The 19,761-nt window shown below is 41.5% G+C and carries 20 protein-coding genes, 1 rRNA gene and 1 riboswitch; of the genes, 11 read left to right on the forward strand and 10 right to left on the reverse strand.

Annotated elements, in window-relative coordinates:
• The first annotated feature begins 15 nt into the window (after window positions 1–15).
• Window positions 16–966: an AraC family transcriptional regulator gene (locus FTV25_RS02175; protein ID WP_180002065.1), complete on the forward strand. Its 951-nt coding sequence runs from the start codon at window positions 16–18 to the stop codon at window positions 964–966.
• On the opposite strand, the gene lpxB is transcribed toward FTV25_RS02175, so the two are convergent.
• Window positions 955–2,127: a lipid-A-disaccharide synthase gene (lpxB, locus tag FTV25_RS02180; RefSeq protein ID WP_180002066.1), complete on the reverse strand. Its 1,173-nt coding sequence runs from the start codon at window positions 2,125–2,127 to the stop codon at window positions 955–957. The genes FTV25_RS02175 and lpxB overlap by 12 nt on opposite strands.
• 408 nt (window positions 2,128–2,535) lie before the next feature.
• Here lpxB and FTV25_RS02185 point away from each other — a divergent pair, with 408 nt between their 5' ends.
• The 3 genes from FTV25_RS02185 to FTV25_RS02195 all read left to right on the forward strand — a co-directional run bounded on the left by FTV25_RS02185 (window position 2,536) and on the right by FTV25_RS02195 (window position 5,234).
• Window positions 2,536–3,426 (forward strand): sulfite exporter TauE/SafE family protein, encoded by an 891-nt coding sequence (locus FTV25_RS02185; RefSeq protein ID WP_180002067.1) that lies wholly within the window; start codon window positions 2,536–2,538, stop codon window positions 3,424–3,426.
• A 127-nt stretch (window positions 3,427–3,553) separates the two neighbouring features.
• A complete protein-coding gene (locus FTV25_RS02190) occupies window positions 3,554–4,645 on the forward strand; it encodes a 3-deoxy-7-phosphoheptulonate synthase (protein WP_125278643.1) in 1,092 nt (363 codons plus the stop codon).
• Window positions 4,646–4,709: 64 nt separating this feature from the next.
• Window positions 4,710–5,234, forward strand: coding sequence for a protein tyrosine phosphatase family protein (locus FTV25_RS02195; protein WP_125278644.1), 525 nt, complete (start codon window positions 4,710–4,712; stop codon window positions 5,232–5,234).
• Window positions 5,235–5,236: 2 nt separating this feature from the next.
• Here FTV25_RS02195 and ispF read toward each other — a convergent pair whose 3' ends face one another.
• Window positions 5,237–5,725 carry a 2-C-methyl-D-erythritol 2,4-cyclodiphosphate synthase gene (gene ispF / locus FTV25_RS02200; RefSeq protein WP_180002068.1) on the reverse strand — a complete coding sequence of 163 codons (489 nt, stop codon included), beginning with the start codon at window positions 5,723–5,725 and terminating at the stop codon, window positions 5,237–5,239.
• A gap of 99 nt (window positions 5,726–5,824) precedes the next feature.
• On the opposite strand from ispF, the gene FTV25_RS02205 reads away from it, so the two are divergent.
• Window positions 5,825–6,478, forward strand: coding sequence for a hypothetical protein (locus FTV25_RS02205; RefSeq protein WP_180002069.1), 654 nt, complete (start codon window positions 5,825–5,827; stop codon window positions 6,476–6,478).
• A gap of 193 nt (window positions 6,479–6,671) precedes the next feature.
• On the opposite strand, the gene FTV25_RS02210 is transcribed toward FTV25_RS02205, so the two are convergent.
• The 7 genes from FTV25_RS02210 to FTV25_RS02240 form a co-directional block, all read right to left on the reverse strand.
• Window positions 6,672–7,916, reverse strand: a complete 1,245-nt coding sequence (locus FTV25_RS02210; protein WP_180002070.1) for a D-amino acid dehydrogenase — start codon at window positions 7,914–7,916, stop codon at window positions 6,672–6,674.
• Between the two features lie 134 nt (window positions 7,917–8,050).
• A riboswitch (glycine riboswitch) is annotated at window positions 8,051–8,138 on the reverse strand.
• Window positions 8,139–8,429: 291 nt separating this feature from the next.
• The gene (locus FTV25_RS02215; RefSeq protein ID WP_159122882.1) at window positions 8,430–9,338 is read right to left on the reverse strand and encodes an AEC family transporter; all 909 of its coding nucleotides are present in this window, start codon (window positions 9,336–9,338) and stop codon (window positions 8,430–8,432) included.
• 160 nt (window positions 9,339–9,498) lie between these two features.
• Window positions 9,499–9,933: an Imm44 family immunity protein gene (locus FTV25_RS02220; RefSeq protein WP_180002071.1), complete on the reverse strand. Its 435-nt coding sequence runs from the start codon at window positions 9,931–9,933 to the stop codon at window positions 9,499–9,501.
• Window positions 9,934–9,985: 52 nt separating this feature from the next.
• Window positions 9,986–10,516 carry a GNAT family N-acetyltransferase gene (locus FTV25_RS02225; RefSeq protein ID WP_180002072.1) on the reverse strand — a complete coding sequence of 177 codons (531 nt, stop codon included), beginning with the start codon at window positions 10,514–10,516 and terminating at the stop codon, window positions 9,986–9,988.
• Window positions 10,517–10,580: 64 nt separating this feature from the next.
• Window positions 10,581–11,675, reverse strand: coding sequence for a chorismate synthase (gene aroC / locus FTV25_RS02230; protein WP_180002073.1), 1,095 nt, complete (start codon window positions 11,673–11,675; stop codon window positions 10,581–10,583).
• A gap of 12 nt (window positions 11,676–11,687) precedes the next feature.
• Window positions 11,688–12,698 (reverse strand): 50S ribosomal protein L3 N(5)-glutamine methyltransferase, encoded by a 1,011-nt coding sequence (gene prmB, locus FTV25_RS02235; RefSeq protein WP_180002074.1) that lies wholly within the window; start codon window positions 12,696–12,698, stop codon window positions 11,688–11,690.
• A 197-nt stretch (window positions 12,699–12,895) separates the two neighbouring features.
• Window positions 12,896–13,282: a DUF1311 domain-containing protein gene (locus FTV25_RS02240; protein WP_180002075.1), complete on the reverse strand. Its 387-nt coding sequence runs from the start codon at window positions 13,280–13,282 to the stop codon at window positions 12,896–12,898.
• Window positions 13,283–13,483: 201 nt separating this feature from the next.
• On the opposite strand from FTV25_RS02240, the gene FTV25_RS02245 reads away from it, so the two are divergent.
• The 6 genes from FTV25_RS02245 (at window position 13,484) to FTV25_RS02270 (ending at window position 19,471) form a co-directional block, all read left to right on the forward strand.
• Window positions 13,484–13,792, forward strand: coding sequence for a hypothetical protein (locus tag FTV25_RS02245; RefSeq protein WP_004785493.1), 309 nt, complete (start codon window positions 13,484–13,486; stop codon window positions 13,790–13,792).
• A 156-nt stretch (window positions 13,793–13,948) separates the two neighbouring features.
• A complete protein-coding gene (locus FTV25_RS02250; RefSeq protein WP_005235905.1) occupies window positions 13,949–15,322 on the forward strand; it encodes an AarF/ABC1/UbiB kinase family protein in 1,374 nt (457 codons plus the stop codon).
• 252 nt (window positions 15,323–15,574) lie between these two features.
• On the forward strand, window positions 15,575–16,861 hold the full coding sequence (locus tag FTV25_RS02255) for an acyl-CoA dehydrogenase family protein (protein WP_180002080.1): 1,287 nt from the start codon (window positions 15,575–15,577) through the stop codon (window positions 16,859–16,861).
• A gap of 23 nt (window positions 16,862–16,884) precedes the next feature.
• Window positions 16,885–18,084, forward strand: a complete 1,200-nt coding sequence (locus FTV25_RS02260; RefSeq protein WP_180002076.1) for an acyl-CoA dehydrogenase family protein — start codon at window positions 16,885–16,887, stop codon at window positions 18,082–18,084.
• Between the two features lie 106 nt (window positions 18,085–18,190).
• Window positions 18,191–18,679, forward strand: a complete 489-nt coding sequence (locus FTV25_RS02265) for a GNAT family N-acetyltransferase (protein WP_166138223.1) — start codon at window positions 18,191–18,193, stop codon at window positions 18,677–18,679.
• Between the two features lie 213 nt (window positions 18,680–18,892).
• A complete protein-coding gene (locus FTV25_RS02270) occupies window positions 18,893–19,471 on the forward strand; it encodes a lytic transglycosylase domain-containing protein (RefSeq protein WP_166138226.1) in 579 nt (192 codons plus the stop codon).
• A gap of 151 nt (window positions 19,472–19,622) precedes the next feature.
• Here FTV25_RS02270 and rrf read toward each other — a convergent pair.
• Window positions 19,623–19,737, reverse strand: a 5S ribosomal RNA gene (gene rrf / locus FTV25_RS02275).
• Between the last annotated feature and the right edge of the window lie 24 nt (window positions 19,738–19,761).

Raw genomic sequence — 19,761 nt, forward strand, 5'->3', positions numbered from 1 at the left:
AGAATAGAGTCAGGCATGGATGCTTTAAGTAAAATTTTTGATGATATTCATCTGGAAAAATCCGAATATCTCTACCTCAATGTGTTTCATCCAGGCGGGTTTGATTATCAGTATGAACCGTCCATGCTGGCTTATGTATTATTACAGGGTCAAGCGCAATTAATATTCAAAGATGGCGATCTGCTTGAGCTGCAACAAGGCGATCTGGTGTTATTGCCTGCTGGTTCTGCCCATCGGATTTCTAGTCCCGGTAATGCGGATTTTTCTGAACATCATTCGATCAACTCTTATTTTCAGACTCATGCACAGCAATGTGTGGATCTCAATATCACCCATTCAGCAGAACGCAGTTTTATCCTGGCGATTCGTTCCAATCTGGATATCCAGATGGCGAAACCGCTACTGAGTGCTTTACCTAAATTTCTGCACATTCAGCATATTCTGGGAGATACAGCACCAGAGTGGTTACAGGTTGGTTTGCAATTTCTGGCATTGGAAACCCAGCAACTTCGTCCGGGACGGGACAAGATTCTGGATCATCTGGTCAGTATTTTACTGATTGAATGCGTGCGAAATTATATTTTGAATCTGGAAAATGCTTCGAGCTGGCTGAATGCTCTTTCGCATCCTGAACTATCTAATGCCTTGGCAGCAATTCATGGCAAACCCGAACAGCCTTGGACCGTAGAAAGCCTGGCTGAACAATGCCATATGTCGCGTTCCAAATTTGCCCAGCTGTTTGCCCAGATTGTTGGTGAGCCACCATTGGCTTATCTGCAACAGCATCGACTTCGCCTGGCAGCACAATATCTCAGAAATAGCGGATTTAGCATTCAGCAGATCGCCTATCTGGTGGGCTATTCTTCGGAAACGGCGTTTAGTCAAAGCTTTAAAAAACAGTTTGAACAAACCCCGACCCGATACCGTATTGCCTGTCAAAAAAGCAAGACGCCTTTATTGGACTAAGGCTAGTACCGCTTTGACAGGATCTTCACTGTTGCCGGAAAGCAGCTGCTTGTGCATGGTGAGATGCTGCATCACCTGAATTTGAGCTGCTTCAATATCCATCAATTTTTCAATTTCAGCAGCCAGGTTTTCAGGCGTTGCTTCTGACTGGATTAATTCTTGAATGACTTTTTTACCAGCAATGATATTTGGCAACGAGAAATAAGGAATTTTGACCAGCAATTTGGCAATCTGATAAGTCAGCCAGTGCAATTTATAAAAGGTCACCATCGGACGATGCAATAACATGGCTTCCAGTGTCGCAGTGCCTGAAGCTAACGCAATGATATTAGATGCATTCATCACCTGACGGCCAATTTTTGATTCACTACTGGTATTTTCCATCAGGCGGATATGTGCTTTTAAACTGTCCGGATATTGTGCCAGCAAGTTTTCAATCTGCTGTTTACGCATCTCATTAATGGCGGGAATCAGAAACGTATAATCCGGATATTTCTGATGCAGAATTTTGGCTGCATCCAGTACCAATGGTCCTAAGCGTTCAATTTCACCACGGCGGCTACCTGGCAGCAGTGCAATATATTTTTGTGCAGGATCTAAGCCCAGTTCTGCCTGCGCTTCAGCCAGATTATTGTCTAGGGGTAACTGACTTGCCAATGGATGACCGACAAAAGCTGCCGGAACATCCCATTTTTTGAAAAATGCTTTTTCAAATGGAAACAGGCACAGTACCAGATTAATGCTGGCCTTGATGCCATGCACACGTCCCTGACGCCATGCCCAGACCGAAGGACTGACATATTGCACGGTCTTAATCGGTAACTGTTTTTGCTTCAGGGTCTTGGAAAGTCGCAAATTAAAATCAGGCGCATCAATTCCAATGAAAACATCGACGGGATCTTTCGTCCAGGTCTCGACCAGACCATCACGAACCGCGAACAGTTTTTTAATATCTATCAGGACTTCAACAATGCCCATGACCGAGAGAATATCCATTGGATAGTAGCTCTTGAAGCCTTCAGCCAGCATTTGCGGCCCGCCAATCCCTTCAAATTCTGCATCAATACCCTGCTCTCGAAAACTACGGATGAGCTTCGCACCAAGCGTATCTCCCGATACCTCTCCCACCACGATTCCGATTTTAAGCTTCCGATTTTGCAAGTGTATTCCCTCAAATGAGACAAATTAATTCCGTTCAGATTCTATCATAAAGCATGATTTGAGCATGCCTAAGTGTTGAACTCACAAATCTTGGCTACCTCAAATAATTAAACTACTGGAATCTGGACAATGCGCGCGCCTTAGCCCAGCTTAAAAATTAAAATAAATTTAAAGCGGCTGATCTTTAAACAAATAAATAAAAAGGCATTTTGCAGAAGCTTTATCAATTTTCATACTTAGCAATAGAAAGGTATGCTAGATGATTCAAATTAAAATATAAATCGGGATGAATTACTTTAAATTTTACGGTCTTTATCTCTTTTTAGAATAAGCAAATCAATAATCAAGACAACGACTTATATTTAAAAGTCATAAGATATGCTCGTTTTTTGATTTTGGCATATATGCATGTTTGGTCCGATTGAATTTATTTTAGCAGGTGTATTGGTTGGTTTCTGTGTTGGGATTACCGGTGTCGGTGGCGGTTCGTTGATGACCCCAATCCTGATTACACTGCTTCGGGTTGAACCGCATATCGCGATTGGTACAGACCTTCTTTATGCCGCAATTTCTAAATTCTGTGGTTCACTGGTTCATGCCAAGAAAATGAATATTGTCTGGCCTATTGTGATCTGGCTGGCGATCGGCAGTATCCCTGCCTCATTTGTGACCCACTGGGTACTAGAGAATTATCTCAGTCAATCGACACATTATAAAGCAACGCTGACCATGGTATTGGGCTTTATGCTGACCCTTACTGGTGCATCTATTGTATTCCGCAATTCTATTGAAAAGTTCTTTAATAAATACCGCAAACAAGAACTACCTGACATGACTCAGGATTTAGACAAAGTTGACTTTAAATCTGGCAATAAACGTGTCTTGATCGTGATTATGGGGATTGTACTGGGCGTGTTTGTGACCCTGTCATCTGTCGGTGCCGGTGCTTTCGGTATTATGGCCTTGATCCTCATGTTTCCGAATTTACCCATGATCCGCATTATCGGTTCGGATGTAGTACATGCCGTACTTCTAACTTTAGTCGCAGGTCTGGGCCATATGAGTGCAGGTAATGTAGACTTTACTTTATTAGGCTGGTTACTTTGCGGTTCGATTCCAGCGATTGTAATTGGTACGTTGATCAGTTCACGTATGCCAGAGAAAATTATCCGTAAAATTCTTGGGATTACCCTGTTCTGTCTTGGCGTGAATTTCATTGTGAATCCAGTCAAGTCAAAACCGGTGCAACCCGCCCAACCTGAATTGGTAACAACAGCAGAAAAAGCTCCTGCTGTTTAAACTAAATCATGGATTCATCACTTTTTTTTCAAAGAAGTATTCATCTTTTTTATAACAAAGTGACACATCATTCATGTTATATTCAGGCTATTAAACAACCTTTTGTATGATCAAACCAGTGACGGCAATGAATACACTACAGTCAAAACCTATTTCAGCATCAGATATTGATGACGTGAATATCCAAAGCATGATTCCTTTGGTAACACCTGCTCAGTTGAAAGCAGAGTTACCTTTGACTGAAACTGCTTATCAAACCGTACTGCATGGTCGTGAAACGATTCGTAATATCCTGGATGGCAAGGATAAGCGTATTTTTGTAGTAATTGGTCCATGTTCAATTCATGATCCAGCGGCTGCGCATGAATATGCTGAACGTTTAAAAGCTTTAAGCGAAAAAGTAAAAGATAGCCTGTATATCGTAATGCGTGTTTATTTTGAAAAACCGCGTACAACTGTAGGCTGGAAAGGTCTGATCAATGACCCTGATATGAATGACTCTTTCAATATTGAGAAAGGTCTGCGTATCGGTCGTAAACTGTTACTGGAGCTGAATGAACTTGGCCTGCCATGTGCAACAGAAGCACTGGATCCAAACTCTCCACAGTACTATCAGGATCTAATTTCATGGTCAGCGATCGGTGCACGTACTACCGAGAGCCAAACTCACCGTGAAATGTCTTCTGGCCTGTCTTCACCAGTCGGCTTCAAAAATGGTACAGACGGCGGCTTAACTGTTGCGACCAATGCAATGCAATCTGTTAAACATGGTCACAGCTTCCTGGGTCTAAATGACCAAGGTCAGGTTGCGGTGATTCGTACTTCAGGGAATCCATATGCACACGTGGTTCTACGTGGCGGTAATGGCAAACCTAACTACGATGCAGGTTCAGTTGCAGATGCTGAGGCAGCTCTTGCGAAAGCCAAAGTCAGCGGCAAGATCATGATTGATGCCAGCCACGCAAACTCAAATAAAGACCCGTACTTACAACCGCTTGTCTTAAAAAATATTACTGAACAAATTCTTGATGGAAACAAGTCAATTGTTGGTATTATGGTAGAAAGTCACCTGAAAGGTGGCCGTCAGGATATCCCTGCCAATCTTTGTGATCTGGAATATGGAAAATCAGTGACTGATGGCTGTATCGATTGGGAGACCACAGAAAAAGTGTTGCTTGACATGCATGAGGCATTGAAGGACGTTTTACCTAATCGTTAAACGAACTGACAAACGCCATCGACAAGATGGCGTTTTCATTTCTGAACAAGGAAAATTTTATCTGATGAATGAAATTGAAACTGCATTAAGTCAAATTGAAAATTTTCAGTTCATCCATGACCATCTGTTCAGCTCTGGTCAGCCGACAACTGAACAACTGAGGTTGATTAAAGAATACGGCGTATCCACCGTAATCAATGTGGCATTAACAGATAGCGATCATCATCTGTTACATGAAGATAAAATTTGTCTTGATCTTGGCCTGAACTATATCCAGTTGCCGATCTCCTGGGAAACCCCTTCGGATAGCCAATGCCTGCTGGTACTGGATCTGATTGATCATCTGGTCAAAGAACAAATGGTCTGGGTACATTGTACGCAGAATTATCATGTCAGCTGCCTGATGTATTTATATCGACAATACTATATGGATATGGACATGCCGACTGCACAGGAATATCTGCATCAGCTCTGGGAACCGAATGAAACCTGGACCGGTTTAATTCATGCGGTTGCCCTACAGCTGCAAGGCCGTAAAGCAACACAGGAACTGGAATTATCCCTGATTCATCCCAATAACTTCGGTTGATGTTATTTGTAGTGACTGATCAGAACAGTTGCCATAGACAGAATACCTTCCTGACGGCCAGTAAATCCTAATTTTTCAGTGGTTGTGGCTTTAAGACTGATTTGAATCACATCCACATCCAGCACATTGGCAATGCTCTGACGCATTTCCAGGTTATGTTTAGCCAGCTTTGGACGTTCACAAGCTACAGTGATGTCAGCATTATTCAGGCGATAACCACGATCCAAAATTAGCTGATAGACATGCTTTAATAAAACCTTGCTGTCTGCACCTTTAAACTGCGGATCGGTATCTGGAAAATGCTGGCCAATATCGCCTAGCGCCAAGGCACCTAGCAAAGCATCACAAAGTGCATGTAAAACCACATCACCATCAGAGTGTGCTTTCAAGCCATGCGTATGTGGAATCTGAATACCTGCCAGAGTGACAAAATCACCTTCTTCAAATGCATGTACATCCAGTCCCTGACCAATACGAATTTGTGCAATCACTTTTATATCCTTTAGAAATAACTGATTGAAATCTTGTACACGACGTTTCTATTTCGCTATAGTTAGACCTAGCGTAACACAGTGAAAGTATAAGCGATCATGCTACTGAAAACTGATATAAATATGATGAAAATAATGGGACTTTTACTCGGGACAGGCCTTTTTGCTAGCTGTATTCATGCTGAATCGCTGGACTGTAGCAGTCATCATAACAATAACGCAGCCATGAAAAAGATCTGCTCAGCCTCTCTAGATGAACCGCGTGAAAAACTGACTGATCAATATTTTACTGCTTTTCTGATTACAGATGCGCCTGTTCGCTTGTTGCAAGATACCCAGCAGCTATGGAGCACACGTTTACAGCAATGTAAAACGCTGGACTGCTTTAAACAGCAATTTGACCAGCGTCTGGATGACCTCAATATTTATATTTCCTTGAATCAGAGCCTGACTCAACACTATCTGAAGTTTGAACAGGGCCAAATGGCCAAACAGCCGATTCATCTCAAAATTCATCAGCTGACAAAAGACCGCATCAAGATTGAAGGGATCGCTTACCGCAATCCGAATAATCGTGCAGAAACCCAGACCATTCCTTTTCTAGCTTATACCACGACCGAAACTAAAAGCCAGATTACGGATAATGAGCATGACTGCAAATATAACTTTAACTATAGCAAGGCAATTTTGACGGTCAGTACCGAACAAAAAGGCTGTGAGCGCTTTAGTGGTATTTATCGTTTATATGATTAAACAGCTGACTTTTTTTATCTATTGATGTCCTGAATATATATTTAAAAATTTAAACTAGAAATTCCCTCTCCTTAAAGGAGAGGTTTTTATAAAGATTCCCTTTATCCTAACCTTCTTTCTCAGGTAGAAGAAGCTTAATGAATAAATAATTATTTTTTGATCTTTAAAAATAGCCCGTAAGCGGGCTATTTACTTAGGCCGGGTAATGCTGAGCTATTTCCTGACTGATCATCGCTGCGGTTGCCGCTGATAATGTCCAGCCCAAGTGTCCATGACCGGTGTTGTAAAAGACACGTTCCTGTCTACCACGGCGCACCACTGGCATCATGTTCGGCATCATGGGACGCAGACCTGCCCACGGCACCACATGTTCAGTACACAGATCGAAATTGCGTTGTGTCCAGTCAATTAAAGGCTGAATTCGGTCAACACGAATATCCCGATTATAACCATTAAATTCCGCGGTTCCTGCAACACGTAAGCGGTCTTTACCTAAACGTGACAAGACGATCTTGGCGCTCTCATCTAGCAGACTGACCCAAGGAGCATTTTGCTGACTTTGCTCATCATTCAGCTGTACGGTAATTGAATAGCCTTTTACCGGATAGACATTCACTCGCTCACCCAACAGATCTGCCAACTGATAACTGCTTACGCCTGCACATACCACAATGGCATCCGCCTGAATCTCGAGCACATCTTCAGTATTGGCATGCACATTTTCAGGGCTTGGTCTGCATTTAACCGTAATATGCTGTGCTTGGTGATCGACCGCAAATACATCCTGACCAAATTCGAAGTTCACCCCTTTTTTCATACAGGCATTTGCCAGTCCAGTACTGAATTTATGAATATCTCCAGTCGCATCACTCTGGCAATAAAACCCGGCATAATAATCTCCAGTTAATGCAGGTTCAATCTGCTTGATTTCCTCATTGGTAATTGCATTACGTTCTAGACCACCACTACATAGGAGATCATTAACCTTAATCGCGACATCATAATCAGCTTTATTATGGTAGAAATGTAGAATTCCACGTTTTTCCAGATCAAAATCAATCTGCTCAATTTCGGCAATTTCAAACAGGCGTTTTCTGGCCAGTAACGCGAGTCTTACCGTTTCCCGGGTATTGGCTTCATAATTTTTAATATGACCTAGAAATTCCATCAACCAGCTATATTTATGCAGACTAAAAGAAGGATTGAGCAATAGCGGTGCGGTTTTTTGTGACATCCATTTGATGCCTTTCAACACAGTGGCTTTTTGATTCCAGACTTCTGCATTACAGGCAGAAAGTTGCCCGCCATTAGCAAAGGATGTTTCCATCGCGGGATAAAGATGACGGTCAACCACCGTGACCTGATAACCGAGTAAGGTGAGCTCATAAGCTGTTGTTACACCGGTAATGCCTGCCCCCACCACAATAACATGACGCATAGACACCTCTCCTCAATATGTGATGTCTTTCCCATCTGTCATGTGTACCTGAGAGCTTCGGTGACTGCATCATAGCTGTATACAGCAACCTTCCCCCTTCGGTGAGTGATTCAACACTTCTCTCCAGAGTTTAATATATTATTGCAGTCCTTTTGCCTGAGAGTTTCCTGGGACCTTGCTCCTTCGGCGAATGCAGTAGCATTTCTCTCCTGCAATAATATTTTTATTATCCTGAGCAATTTATATACCATCTTATCGGAGACTACAGTTTTTTATTTATGTTAATTCACGTGATTTAAGTGGTAACGATACTTTCAATAAATTTAGAAGAAATAACACTATCTATTTCAAACGAATTTTAAGATTTTAATTTGGTTTTTTGCCTCATTTTCCTACGTCATGCTGCAATGCAAGGCATTTAAGAAAAGCAATAATGTTAATAATTGCTTAGGCTATTTATAGGATTGATTTAATATTAGACTTTAATATATGACCGACTTTTAGGTACTAAAATTAAATTAACCAGGAAAGAATCAACATGAGAGATCCAGCCGCGACTACCGTTTGCATACTGATAATACTGGCCATGAACTGGCTATCTCCGCCATAGACACGCGTCAGTACATAGGAAGCTGAAGCAGTAGGTAAAGCAAAAAACAACACCAGTACCTGGGTGGTTAAAGGATCAATATCAAATAATTGGCAGACAAAGAAAGCAGCAAGTGGCATTCCTAATAAACGTCCAAAAGTCGCCAGACCTAATGGGAAGATATCTCGCTGGAAGCCTTGGAACTGTAAGGCAGCCCCCACACACATCAAGCCAAGCGGCAAACTGCATAAGGCAATCTGTTTTAAGAATAATTCAAACCCAGCCCAGAGTGATAAGCCTGAAAGATTAAATAGGCCTCCAACAAGAGAACCTAGAATTAAAGGGTTCTTTAACAGATCAATCAGGATTTTGAAGATCTGCATATCTGAACTACGGGTAAATGCCAGTACAGATAAGATATTGACCAGTGGAATACATAACACCATCACTACGGCGAAAATGGTCATGCCCTGCTGATGAAATAAAGCATTCACTGCTGCAAGTCCGATATAGGTATTAAAACGCAGGAGTGCCTGCACATAGACCCCAAAACGTGCATAGCCAATCTGATAAATCTTGCGCAGCACATATAGAGCAATACTGACCACTGCCATAAGGCTAAAGACCACCAGAACCACATCTTTAATGACTGCCATTTCAATCTTGGCTACGGCCAGATTTAAAAACAGCATGACTGGAAACAGGACAAAATAATTAAGTTTTTCTGCCCCACGCCAGAAACTATCTTCCAGCCATTTCCTTTGTTTTAATACATAGCCCAAAGTAATCAGGCCAATAAGCGGAAACAGTACAGTGAAGATAGTCTGAAACATTGAACAACTCATGATATGGGTTTTGCGGCAATCGCATCCAATTCAATTGCCTGTCAATGAGCAAGGATACAACAACCGACTCGTTTCAGGATAAAAATAGTGGAAAATTCAATGGATAATAAATAAAAAACACTCTCGCTGGCTTTAATTAAAATACGCTTTAAATCCAACTTTCATCTTTTGCAACATTTAGTGCATCATTTTTTAGTCTTTCAAGCTCCTCATAAACCTTTGCATCAAGCTTCGGACGGACTTTTTCAAACTTAACTTTTAACAAATCCAGGCTTCTTAAGAGCATCCTAAAAATGAGTCTCTCACGGCCTAAATCATCTGTTGCCTTAAAAGTTGTTGGATCAATCCTTAAACGGAAATCCATATTTCTACGTTTAAATGAATAAAAAATACGTTCATCAAAACTATCATTTCCCATCATAATTTCAATGCACTTCCATTTATCTATCGGAATATCATACGACTTATTTTGTAGTTGAGCATTTAAGGCATTTTCTACTGCGTTACGTGCTTTATTTTCGAGATCAAGATGATCTTCTGTTAACACTTCCCTACTTAATTCAGCACTTAACCATACTTCCATTCATACATCCTGTCATTATTCTTATTAAACACACTTAGAATCAAAAATAGATTCAAATAACTTCATCAATCTTTTCGAGACTCTTTTCTAAAATCACCAGATTTAAATCTACTAAAGGCTGTCCAACATCTGCATCCAGTGGATAACTCTCTGTTTTGCCGGTTTGGTGATAACCACGACGCTCATAATACGCGATTAATTCAATGCGAACATTAAGAACAGACATTCTAAGTTTTTTGAAAGGTATTTTTTCTCTAGAGTATTGCTCAGCGAAATCTAACAATATTCGGCCATAACCTGAATTTTGCCGGACTGGGTCAATAGCAAAACTGCCGATTTCAAAACAATCTGGGAAGTGTGTCAAACCAATACAACCCACCAGTTGATCATTATTTTCCAAGACATAAAGTTCAACATCAGGCCGTGCTAAAAGCTCACTTAACTGAGCCTCATTAATTCGATCGCCTGAAACAATGCCATATTCATGCGTCCAACCTAAAGTAGATCGATAAGCTGTATTGATCAACTTAACAATGCTTTGAATGTCCGTAGCTTGGGCTAAACGAATATTGTTATTTTTCATTTTATAAATATAAAAAAGCCAGACCGAAGCCTGACTTTAATTTCATTTGCTTCTATAAAGCAAATTATTTAGGTTCAATTGGCTCAAACGGCGCAACGACATCGGCATTTTGTGCACGATGGCGCATGAAGTGATCCATCAAAACAATTGCTAGCATCGCTTCAGCAATTGGGGTTGCACGTACACCCACGCAAGGATCATGACGGCCTTTGGTCAGGACATCCGTATCTTCACGATTAATGGTAATGGTTTTACCCGGAGTTGTGATGGAAGCCGTTGGTTTCAACGCAATCGAAACACGAATATCCTGACCGCTAGAAATACCACCCAAGATACCGCCAGCATGGTTCGCCAGGAAGCCATCTGTTGTGAGTTCATCACGGGTTTCATGACCGAACTGCTCAGCGACACTAAACCCATCACCAATTTCCACGCCTTTCACGGCATTGATTGACATCATGGCATGGGCAATATCAGCATCTAAACGATCAAATACTGGTTCACCCCAACCCACTGGCACTTTAGAAGCAATGATCTCAAGGCGTGCGCCACAGCTTGTGCCTTGCTCACGTAATGAAGTCACGAGTGCTTCAAAACGTGGAACGGCATCGACATCACCACAGAAGAACGGGTTATTTGGAACTTCATTCCAGTCCAGTTTTTCTGCTTTTTCAGTACCGATCTGAGTCACATGACCACGGATTTCAATACCGAATTTTTCAAACAGGAATTTCTTGGCAATCGCGCCCGCTGCAACACGCATCGCAGTTTCTCGCGCACTTGAACGCCCACCACCACGATAGTCACGAAAACCATACTTCTGGGTATAGGTATAGTCTGCATGACCCGGGCGGAAAGTTTGCGCGATATTGCCATAATCTTTCGATTTTTGATCCGTATTACGGATTAAAAGACCGATTGAAGTACCGGTAGTTTTACCCTCAAACACACCTGAAATAATTTCAACTTCATCTGGCTCTTTACGCTGTGTTGCAAATTTTGAAGTACCCGGCTTACGACGGTCCAGATCCTTTTGCAAATCGGCTTCAGACAGTTCAATCCCGGGTGGAACCCCATCAATAATGGCCATTAAGCCAACACCATGAGATTCACCACAAGTCGTTACACGGAAGAGTTGCCCTATACTATTACCTGCCATGTCAACGACTCCTTATGAATTAACAGATTGAATGAATAAATCACGATATTGACGGCATTGGGCTGCAGTCAGTGCAAAGATACCTGAACCACCACGTTGGAACTGCAACCAGTGGAAATCAACGGTATTGAAGTTTTGCTTCATCGCCCATTCAGAATTACCCACTTCAATCACGATCAGGCCGTCTTCAGTCAGGTAATCAGCTGCTTGAGCCAGCATCTTACGTACTAGATCCAGACCGTCTTGACCAGCAGCCAATGCCAGCTCTGGCTCATGATGGAATTCATCAGGAAGATCAGCCATATCCTCTGCATCGACATATGGAGGATTAGATACGATTAGATCATATTGGTTTTCAGCTGGAATTTTAGCGAACAGATCAGATTCAAGTAATGCTACTTGGTACTGCTTACTGTGATGTTCACAGTTAATCTGAGCCACTTCCAAAGCTTCTTTAGAAATATCAGTTGCATCCACTTCTGAATCCGGGAAAGCATAGGCCAATGCAATCGCAATACAGCCAGAACCGGTACACATATCCAGAATGCGTTGTGGAGTTTTTGGATTCGGGTTTTCTGGCAGGTTATTTACTGCTGTGCCCATTTCACCATTTTCAGTCAGGCAATAAGGAGCAAAGCGGTTTTCAATCAGCTCGACAATTGGCGAACGTGGAATCAGAACACGCTCATCGACATAGAATGGCTTACCGAAGAAATAGGCCAGATTCAATAAGTAAGAGGTTGGAACACGTTCATTAATGCGGCGTTCCAGCAAGCTCAAGAACTCAGCGACTTCACTCGGCAATAATTTAGAATCCAGAATTTCAGGGTCTGCATTCCAGTCCAGTGACAAGGTTTGCAGAACCAGCGCTGAACTTTCAGCAAAATAATCTTCTGTACCTTGACCTAAGTGCGCATCGTATTGACGTAATGCTGTAACTCCAAAACGAATAAAATCACGAATGGTAGTTAAATTTTCAGCGGCTTCCTGCAAATGTTCAGGGCTAATAGTCGGTCGATCCACTTAAGGCGTCTCCAAGGTCATTTTTTAAAACGCCTTATGATACCTTGTTTTGAGGTCTTTTATAATGCCAAAACCATGAAAAACCCGAATTCTCCATGGTTTATCAATTACAGCTCTTCTGGATTTCAGACAGATTAGAATCCTGCTTTTTAAGATTTATCGCTATTTCCGGAAGGATTTATTAACTTAAAACCAGTTTAAGCACCGGCACGATAAGAACGCGATTGATACAAATTCGCCTGATCTTTTACCATCTCTAGCGCACATTGACCCTGTTTAATCTGGGCATATTGGGTATTCATGGTCAGCTTGCATTGCTGTGATAGTTTACGTTGCCACAACGTATGCTGATCACGAATATTATTACGATAGCCCGCATTCAATTTCAGATAAGTCTTATAGTTTTTCTTCAGACGTTTATTCTGTGCTTTTAATTCTTTTTTCACACATTTCTGCAGTTTAGCTGTATTGCCATAACTAAAGTTCATGCACTGGGTATATTCCTGAGAATAACCTGTGGCAGCCTGAACCTGTAATGCCACCGTCCCCAAACAACCTGCCATTAACAAACATGCAAAACGCATAATAACCCCTTCACCAAAACTGGCTTGTTTCCAATCAATATTGAATAATGAATCTTGTTTAAATTATTGCCTGATACTAACTTAGTCCTCGATAAAATCCTATATTTTTCTCGCTTAAAAAGATATCACAGTTCTTTGGTTGAAACTTGATTTTATGGCCGCATATAATTCGGCAATGATGTCCAAACGAGCCCAGATCTTATGAGCTATAAGCACAACAATCTTATGGCCATGCGCCAGAACTACTGGAATGACCAGTTATCCAGTCAGGTGCAGCAGGAAAAGGTATTTTTACAAACCACATTAATGCAGCAAGGCGTATTTAGTAGCGCGACTCTGGAAGATGCCAAATACCTGTTTTTTAGCCTGCCAAGCATCATTATTGTGAAGGGTTATGCGCTGGGTTTTATGCATGAAACAGTCCAGAACCTAATTCATCAACATATTCAAACAAATAAACAACAGTTACAACAACGATCTGAATTAAAAATTCAATTTCAAATGTCATAATATTCACCCTACACTGGTCAAAACGGCAAGCGATATGCTCTTGCCGAGATTTTCACCGTGAATTCAGCGGCTTAAACTTTTTTAATACGTGCAGACACGGTAATATCCACTACAATGATTTATTCCGCTTTATGCTGATAAAAGGATTGAGTTTACATGTCAGATCAGAACGATAAGCTTAAACAATTGAAAACTTCCTCAATGGATCGACGCTTATCGATCGCAAAGGCATCTTTGCTGGCAGGTACGCGCTGGGCAGCATCCAGTGCGGGTTCTATGTTCTCGAGTGAAGAAGAAAAAGAAAGAAGACGCAAAAAAGCCATGAAAGAACAGGCCGATTATCTGGTTGCAGAAATTGGCAAGCTTAAAGGTTCAATTGTCAAAATTGGCCAGATGATGGCACTGTATGGCGAGCATTTTCTGCCAGAAGAAGTTACTCAAGCCTTAAATACCTTAAATAATAAAACAGTCGCTTTGGCTTGGCCGGCGATCAAAGCCCAATTACAGCAGCAATTAGGTTCCAAGCTAGATGATCTGACGGTTGATCATGAGCCCTTAGGTACCGCCTCTTTGGCTCAGGTTCACCGTGCTGTACGCAAGTCAGATGGCATGGAACTGGTGCTTAAAATCCAGTACCCGGGTGTAGCTGAGGCTATTGATTCTGATATGAGCCTGTTTAAGAACATGCTCAAATTGACCCGTATGGTGCCGCAAACCCGTGAATTTGATCAATGGTTCGATGAAGTTCGTGAGATGATGCATCGTGAGGTCAATTATAAAATTGAGGCGGATACGACCCGTCGTTTCTGTAAACGTCTGCAAAATGATCCACGATATATCGTACCGACCATCATCGATAACTATTGTACTGACCGTGTTCTGTGTATGACCTTTGAACGTGGTGTACCCATCAATAGTCCAGTAATGCTGTCTCTACCACAGGAACGTCGTAATAAACTGGGTGAGGCTTCCCTTGAAATCGCAGTACGTGAGATTTTTGAATGGGGTGAGATGCAGACTGACCCGAATTTCGGCAATTATCTGGTACGTCTAGGGGATGGCGAAAATATTCAGGACAAGATTGTGCTTCTCGACTTCGGTGCAATCCGTCAATTTGACCAGCATCTACTCAATGTAGCGCGTAACCTGATCCAGGCCGGTTATCATCATGATTCAGACATGATGGTGAAAGCCATGACCGGTTATGAATTCTTTGATTCTATTCCGCCTAGCATCAAACCGGATATGGCGAAAGTCTTCCTGTTAGCCACAGAAGCCTTCAGCTCGCCAATGAACAATAAAGACCTGCCTCCAGGCGTGATGGATGAACATGACCGCTATAACTGGAAAAAAAGCCAGCTTCATAGCCGGGTAATGCAGCAAGCTTCTAAATCCATGGCTTCACGTTATTTCAGTGTACCGCCTAAAGAATTTATGTTTATCAGCCGTAAGTTCATTGGCGCTTATACCTTCATGACGGTGATTGATGCGAAAACTAATGTACGCGCAATGATTAAACGTCATCTCTAAACGACTAAGTTATTATTAGCCTTATATAAGACCCGGATGATTTTGTCATTCGGGTCAATTTTTGATAAAAACCAAATTTTTCTTATTTTATTTTTCTATTTATTTTCAATATCTTAAATTTTTAAATCCCCTCTTTATTTTAATTATAAATTGACAATGAATCATGTCATTGATGACATGGTTTTTTCTAGAGCTGCATGTCAACATCAGGCAGATAAGATAACACCCCGTAGGATAATTAGAATGAACAATATGGTGAACAAAGCACAAGGGTTTGGCTTGTCCATCCTGACCAAAGTGGCAGGAAGTGATTTACTCGACCAATTAAAGCTGCGTAAATTTTTAGAAAAATCGCTTTATCAAAGCTCCAAAGCAGGTTTTAAAACACTCAGCCAGACTCAGAAAATTCTGAAATCTGGTCAGAAAATTCAAAGACAACGTTTGCCACATCAGTCCAAATCCCTGTTTGATCTGAATCTGACTGAAGAACAGCAAATGACCTGTGAGGCGATGCAGCAGTTTGCCAGTGAAGTCCTTTATCCTTTGGCACATGATGCAGATCATCATGAAATCTTCCCAAAGGAACTCTGGCAATATTCAACTGATCTGGGTCTTAATTTTTATGCGCTGCCTGAAGCTTTAGGTGGTGTAGCTGCAGAACAGAATATCGTCAGCAATGTCCTGATGGCTCAACAGTTGGCTCAAGGTGATTTCAGTCTAACTGCTGGTCTGCTTTCTACCTTTAGTGTGATTAATGCGATTACCCGTTGGGGTTCAGAACAGGTTCAGACTGAGTATTTGACTGCATTTGCCGATGATCCGCATCTTAAAGCCACCTTCGCAGTACAGGAAGCAACAGCTGCCTTTAATCCTTATCAGTTAAAAACTCAAGCAACGTCGAATGGAGATCACTATTTAATTAATGGTGAAAAAACCTTGGTGATGCTCGGAGAAACTGCTGATATCTATCTGGTCAGTGCAGATCTGAATGGCAAAACCGAAGTATTTATTGTGCAACGCAATAATACCATTACTGCACAAAAATCTCCGGCTATGGGCTTGAAAGCCACTCAAACTGTGAATCTCAAATTTAATAACACACCGGCACAACGCTTGGGAGATGACGATTTTGATTACACCGCTTTTCTTGATCTAGGCAATTTAATGTGGTGTGCCATGGCGGTCAGTACCTGTGAAGCGGTTAAAAAATACTGTGTGCAATATGCCAATGAACGGACAGCCTTTGGTGAACCAATTTCCCATCGGCAAAGTGTAGCTTTTATGATTGCAGATATGGCGATTGAAATTGATGCCATGCAAATGCTGATCCTGAATGCCGCCAGTCTTGCAGAATCTGGTCAAGACTTTCATCGAGAAGCTTATCTGGCCCGTCTGCTCTGTGCAGAAAAATCCATGAAAATTGGCACAGATGGCGTACAGATTCTCGGCGGACATGGCTTCACCAAAGAACATCCGGTAGAACGCTGGTATCGGGACTTAAGAGCAACAGCAATCGTACATTCTGGCCTTCATGCCTGAGCAAAGAATAAGGATAAAAATAAATGAACTTGCAAAATCCTAAAAAATTCAAATTGCTGATTGATCAGGCACATGAAGTTGCCCTGAATGTACTCCGCCCTATTTCACGCAAGTATGACAAAGCTGAACATGCTTATCCGAAAGAGTTGGATATGCTTGCCTCTGTCGTCGATGGTATGAACCAAGGCAGCGAAGGCATGAATGCAGGAGCTGCGGTCAATAAACGCGGTGATAGCGATGAAAGCAATAAAAATGGCGTCAATATGTCGACAGCACTTAGTATTGTCGAAATGTGTTATGGTGATACTGGACTGCTTTTATCCATGCCGCGTCAAGGGTTAGGAAATTCAGCCATTGCTGCCGTTGCTAATGACGAACAGTTGCAACGCTTTCATGGTATATGGGCAGCGATGGCGATTACTGAACCAGGCTGTGGTTCGGATTCAGCTGCCATTCGTACCACTGCCACTAAAGATGGTGATGACTATATCCTCAATGGTGAAAAAATCTTTGTCACCTCTGGCGAACGTGCAGATGCGGTTGTCGTCTGGGCGACTTTAGATAAAAAACTTGGCCGTGCTGCAATTAAATCCTTTGTCGTACCCAAAGGCACACCCGGCATGAAAATCGAGCGTCTGGAACATAAGCTAGGCATTAAAGCCTCGGATACGGCTGCAATTAGTTTTATTGATTGTCGTATACCTGCTGCTAATTTGCTTGGACATGCTGAAATTGATGTGGCCAAGGGTTTTGCTGGGGTCATGGAAACTTTTGATAATACCCGCCCACTCGTTGCAGCGATGGCAATTGGTTGCTCTAAAGCTTCTTTAGAGAGAACCAAGGAAATTTTTAAGGATCAGCTAGATTCTGAGTACCATACACCTTACTTACAAACATCGAATATTGCAGCGCAGATTTATCGTATGGAAGCCGAATGGGAATCTGCCCGTTTATTAATGTTAAAAGCTGCGTGGATGGCGGATAATCGTAAGCCTAATTCCCGTGAAGCTTCTATTGCTAAAGCCAAGGCGGGTCGTATCGCGAATGAAATCACTTTGAAATGTGTCGAATTAGCAGCATCTATAGGCTATAACGAGGCAGAACTTTTAGAAAAATGGGCACGTGACTCCAAGATTCTGGATATTTTTGAAGGAACTCAACAGATCCAGCAACTGATTATTGCTCGACGTGAACTAGGTAAATCTTCAAGTGAATTAAAATAATCAAAAACTGGAAATACCGCTTCATTAAAGAATGAATCAACAAAAAGGATGGATTTTTTATGGTTTTCGGACTATAAAATTTCCATCCTTTTTTATGTCATAACCTATGTATTCTATTCGTCCTCTACAACCTCAAGATAATGCTCAAATTGCCAAGATTATTCGTGAAGTTTCCGTAGAATTCGGACTTGCAGCAGAATCCGGTTTTGCTGTCGGTGATTCAATCCTGGATAACCTGTATGAAGTATATCAGCAGCCAAATGCAGCTTATTGGGTCATTATCGATGAGCAGGATCAAGTCTTTGGTGGCGGAGGTATTGCGCCATTACAGGGTGATCAGAGTATTCTAGAAATACAGAAAATGTATTTCTTACCCATTATTCGTCGTTATGGATTTGCAAAAAAGATTTTAAATCTGACCTTTGACTTTGCTCATGAGCAGAACTTTAAACGAATCTATCTTGAGACTACTGCAAGTCTTTGGCAGGCAGTGAAGCTTTACGAAAAATTAGGTTTTGAACATCTCGATCATCCCGAAGGCAATACAGGTCATAGTGCAGCTTGTGAAATCTGGATGCTAAAAACTTTAGACTAAGCTTTCTTGTGCATCTAAACACATACACTTTAAAGAAAAGCCTGAGATACAAATTCGACTGTTAATTGGCTTTTCTTTAAACAATTCTTCATAAAAAATTCATTATTCAATAAAATCTAATTTGTCTTTGTAAACAAATCATCTAATTTCTTGACGATTTTCATACATCTTCCTAAGATCAATCTAATTTTAAAAATACAGGGAAGCTGAAAGTTGTTGGGCAAATTTTCTGGCAAAAACTATTCATTATTAAAGGTCTTAAATCCTACTACTTTAAAAATTGGGATACTTGGTTTAAGTACAATATTAATAAGTGCTTGCTCCTCACTAGGAGGTAATTCCTTAGAAAAACGCTCTGCTAAACTGTCTCAAGGAATTCAGACTGCATATGCTGTGCCTGCGATAACTGCTACTCGCGTTTCACCTTTAATTATTCAAAATGCCGAAAGACATAGTCTAGATCCCTTGCTAGTAGCAGCCGTGATTCGACAGGAATCTACCTATCGCAGTCAGGTCGCTTCACCTGCAGGTGCTGTGGGTCTTATGCAAATTGTTCCGCGTTATTGGCAATCTACATGTGGACCTGATTTATTTAATGAAGCAATAAATATTGGATGTGGGAGTTATATTCTGTCACGTTATCAGGAATCTAGTGGCAGCCTAGAAAAAGCGCTGGGCTATTATAATGTAGGCCCTACTGCCTATGAGAAAGATCGGAAAATGCGTAAACAAGGCAAAAAATATGCAAAAGAAGTTTTAACGCACCAGAAGCAACTTAAAAAATCGATGTAATTAGAACGTACTAATGATTAATTAAATGCATTCCAGAAATATTAATCCATAAATAAAAAGGCTTAAATTTATTTAAGCCTTTTTCTATTTCATCTTTATTTTTTCTATAAAAAAAGCCCCCCTGCGTGAGCAGAGGGCTTTTGGAATAATGAGCTGGCGATGCCTTACTCTCACATGGGAGACCCCACACTACCATCAGCGCTAAGAGGTTTCACTTCTGAGTTCGGGAAGGGATCAGGTGGTTCACTCTTGCTATGGTCGCCAGCACAACTGGTATGCTTACTCGCTAT

It is taken from the genome of Acinetobacter sp. YH12249 (assembly GCF_013417475.1).
GTDB lineage: Bacteria > Pseudomonadota > Gammaproteobacteria > Pseudomonadales > Moraxellaceae > Acinetobacter.

Bases quoted from the DNA above. Each gene is read 5' to 3' on its own strand.
- aroC (WP_180002073.1), bottom strand. From the start codon at position 11,675: ATGGCAGGTAATAGTATAGGGCAACTCTTCCGTGTAACGACTTGTGGT.
- FTV25_RS02255 (WP_180002080.1), top strand. From the start codon at position 15,575: ATGGTGAACAAAGCACAAGGGTTTGGCTTGTCCATCCTGACCAAAGTG.
- FTV25_RS02195 (WP_125278644.1), top strand. From the start codon at position 4,710: ATGAATGAAATTGAAACTGCATTAAGTCAAATTGAAAATTTTCAGTTC.
- FTV25_RS02190 (WP_125278643.1), top strand. From the start codon at position 3,554: ATGAATACACTACAGTCAAAACCTATTTCAGCATCAGATATTGATGAC.
- FTV25_RS02220 (WP_180002071.1), bottom strand. From the start codon at position 9,933: ATGGAAGTATGGTTAAGTGCTGAATTAAGTAGGGAAGTGTTAACAGAA.
- FTV25_RS02185 (WP_180002067.1), top strand. From the start codon at position 2,536: ATGTTTGGTCCGATTGAATTTATTTTAGCAGGTGTATTGGTTGGTTTC.
- FTV25_RS02240 (WP_180002075.1), bottom strand. From the start codon at position 13,282: ATGCGTTTTGCATGTTTGTTAATGGCAGGTTGTTTGGGGACGGTGGCA.
- FTV25_RS02215 (WP_159122882.1), bottom strand. From the start codon at position 9,338: ATGTTTCAGACTATCTTCACTGTACTGTTTCCGCTTATTGGCCTGATT.
- FTV25_RS02260 (WP_180002076.1), top strand. From the start codon at position 16,885: ATGAACTTGCAAAATCCTAAAAAATTCAAATTGCTGATTGATCAGGCA.
- FTV25_RS02225 (WP_180002072.1), bottom strand. From the start codon at position 10,516: ATGAAAAATAACAATATTCGTTTAGCCCAAGCTACGGACATTCAAAGC.
- FTV25_RS02245 (WP_004785493.1), top strand. From the start codon at position 13,484: ATGAGCTATAAGCACAACAATCTTATGGCCATGCGCCAGAACTACTGG.
- FTV25_RS02250 (WP_005235905.1), top strand. From the start codon at position 13,949: ATGTCAGATCAGAACGATAAGCTTAAACAATTGAAAACTTCCTCAATG.
- FTV25_RS02175 (WP_180002065.1), top strand. From the start codon at position 16: ATGGATGCTTTAAGTAAAATTTTTGATGATATTCATCTGGAAAAATCC.
- FTV25_RS02210 (WP_180002070.1), bottom strand. From the start codon at position 7,916: ATGCGTCATGTTATTGTGGTGGGGGCAGGCATTACCGGTGTAACAACA.
- FTV25_RS02205 (WP_180002069.1), top strand. From the start codon at position 5,825: ATGCTACTGAAAACTGATATAAATATGATGAAAATAATGGGACTTTTA.
- FTV25_RS02265 (WP_166138223.1), top strand. From the start codon at position 18,191: ATGTATTCTATTCGTCCTCTACAACCTCAAGATAATGCTCAAATTGCC.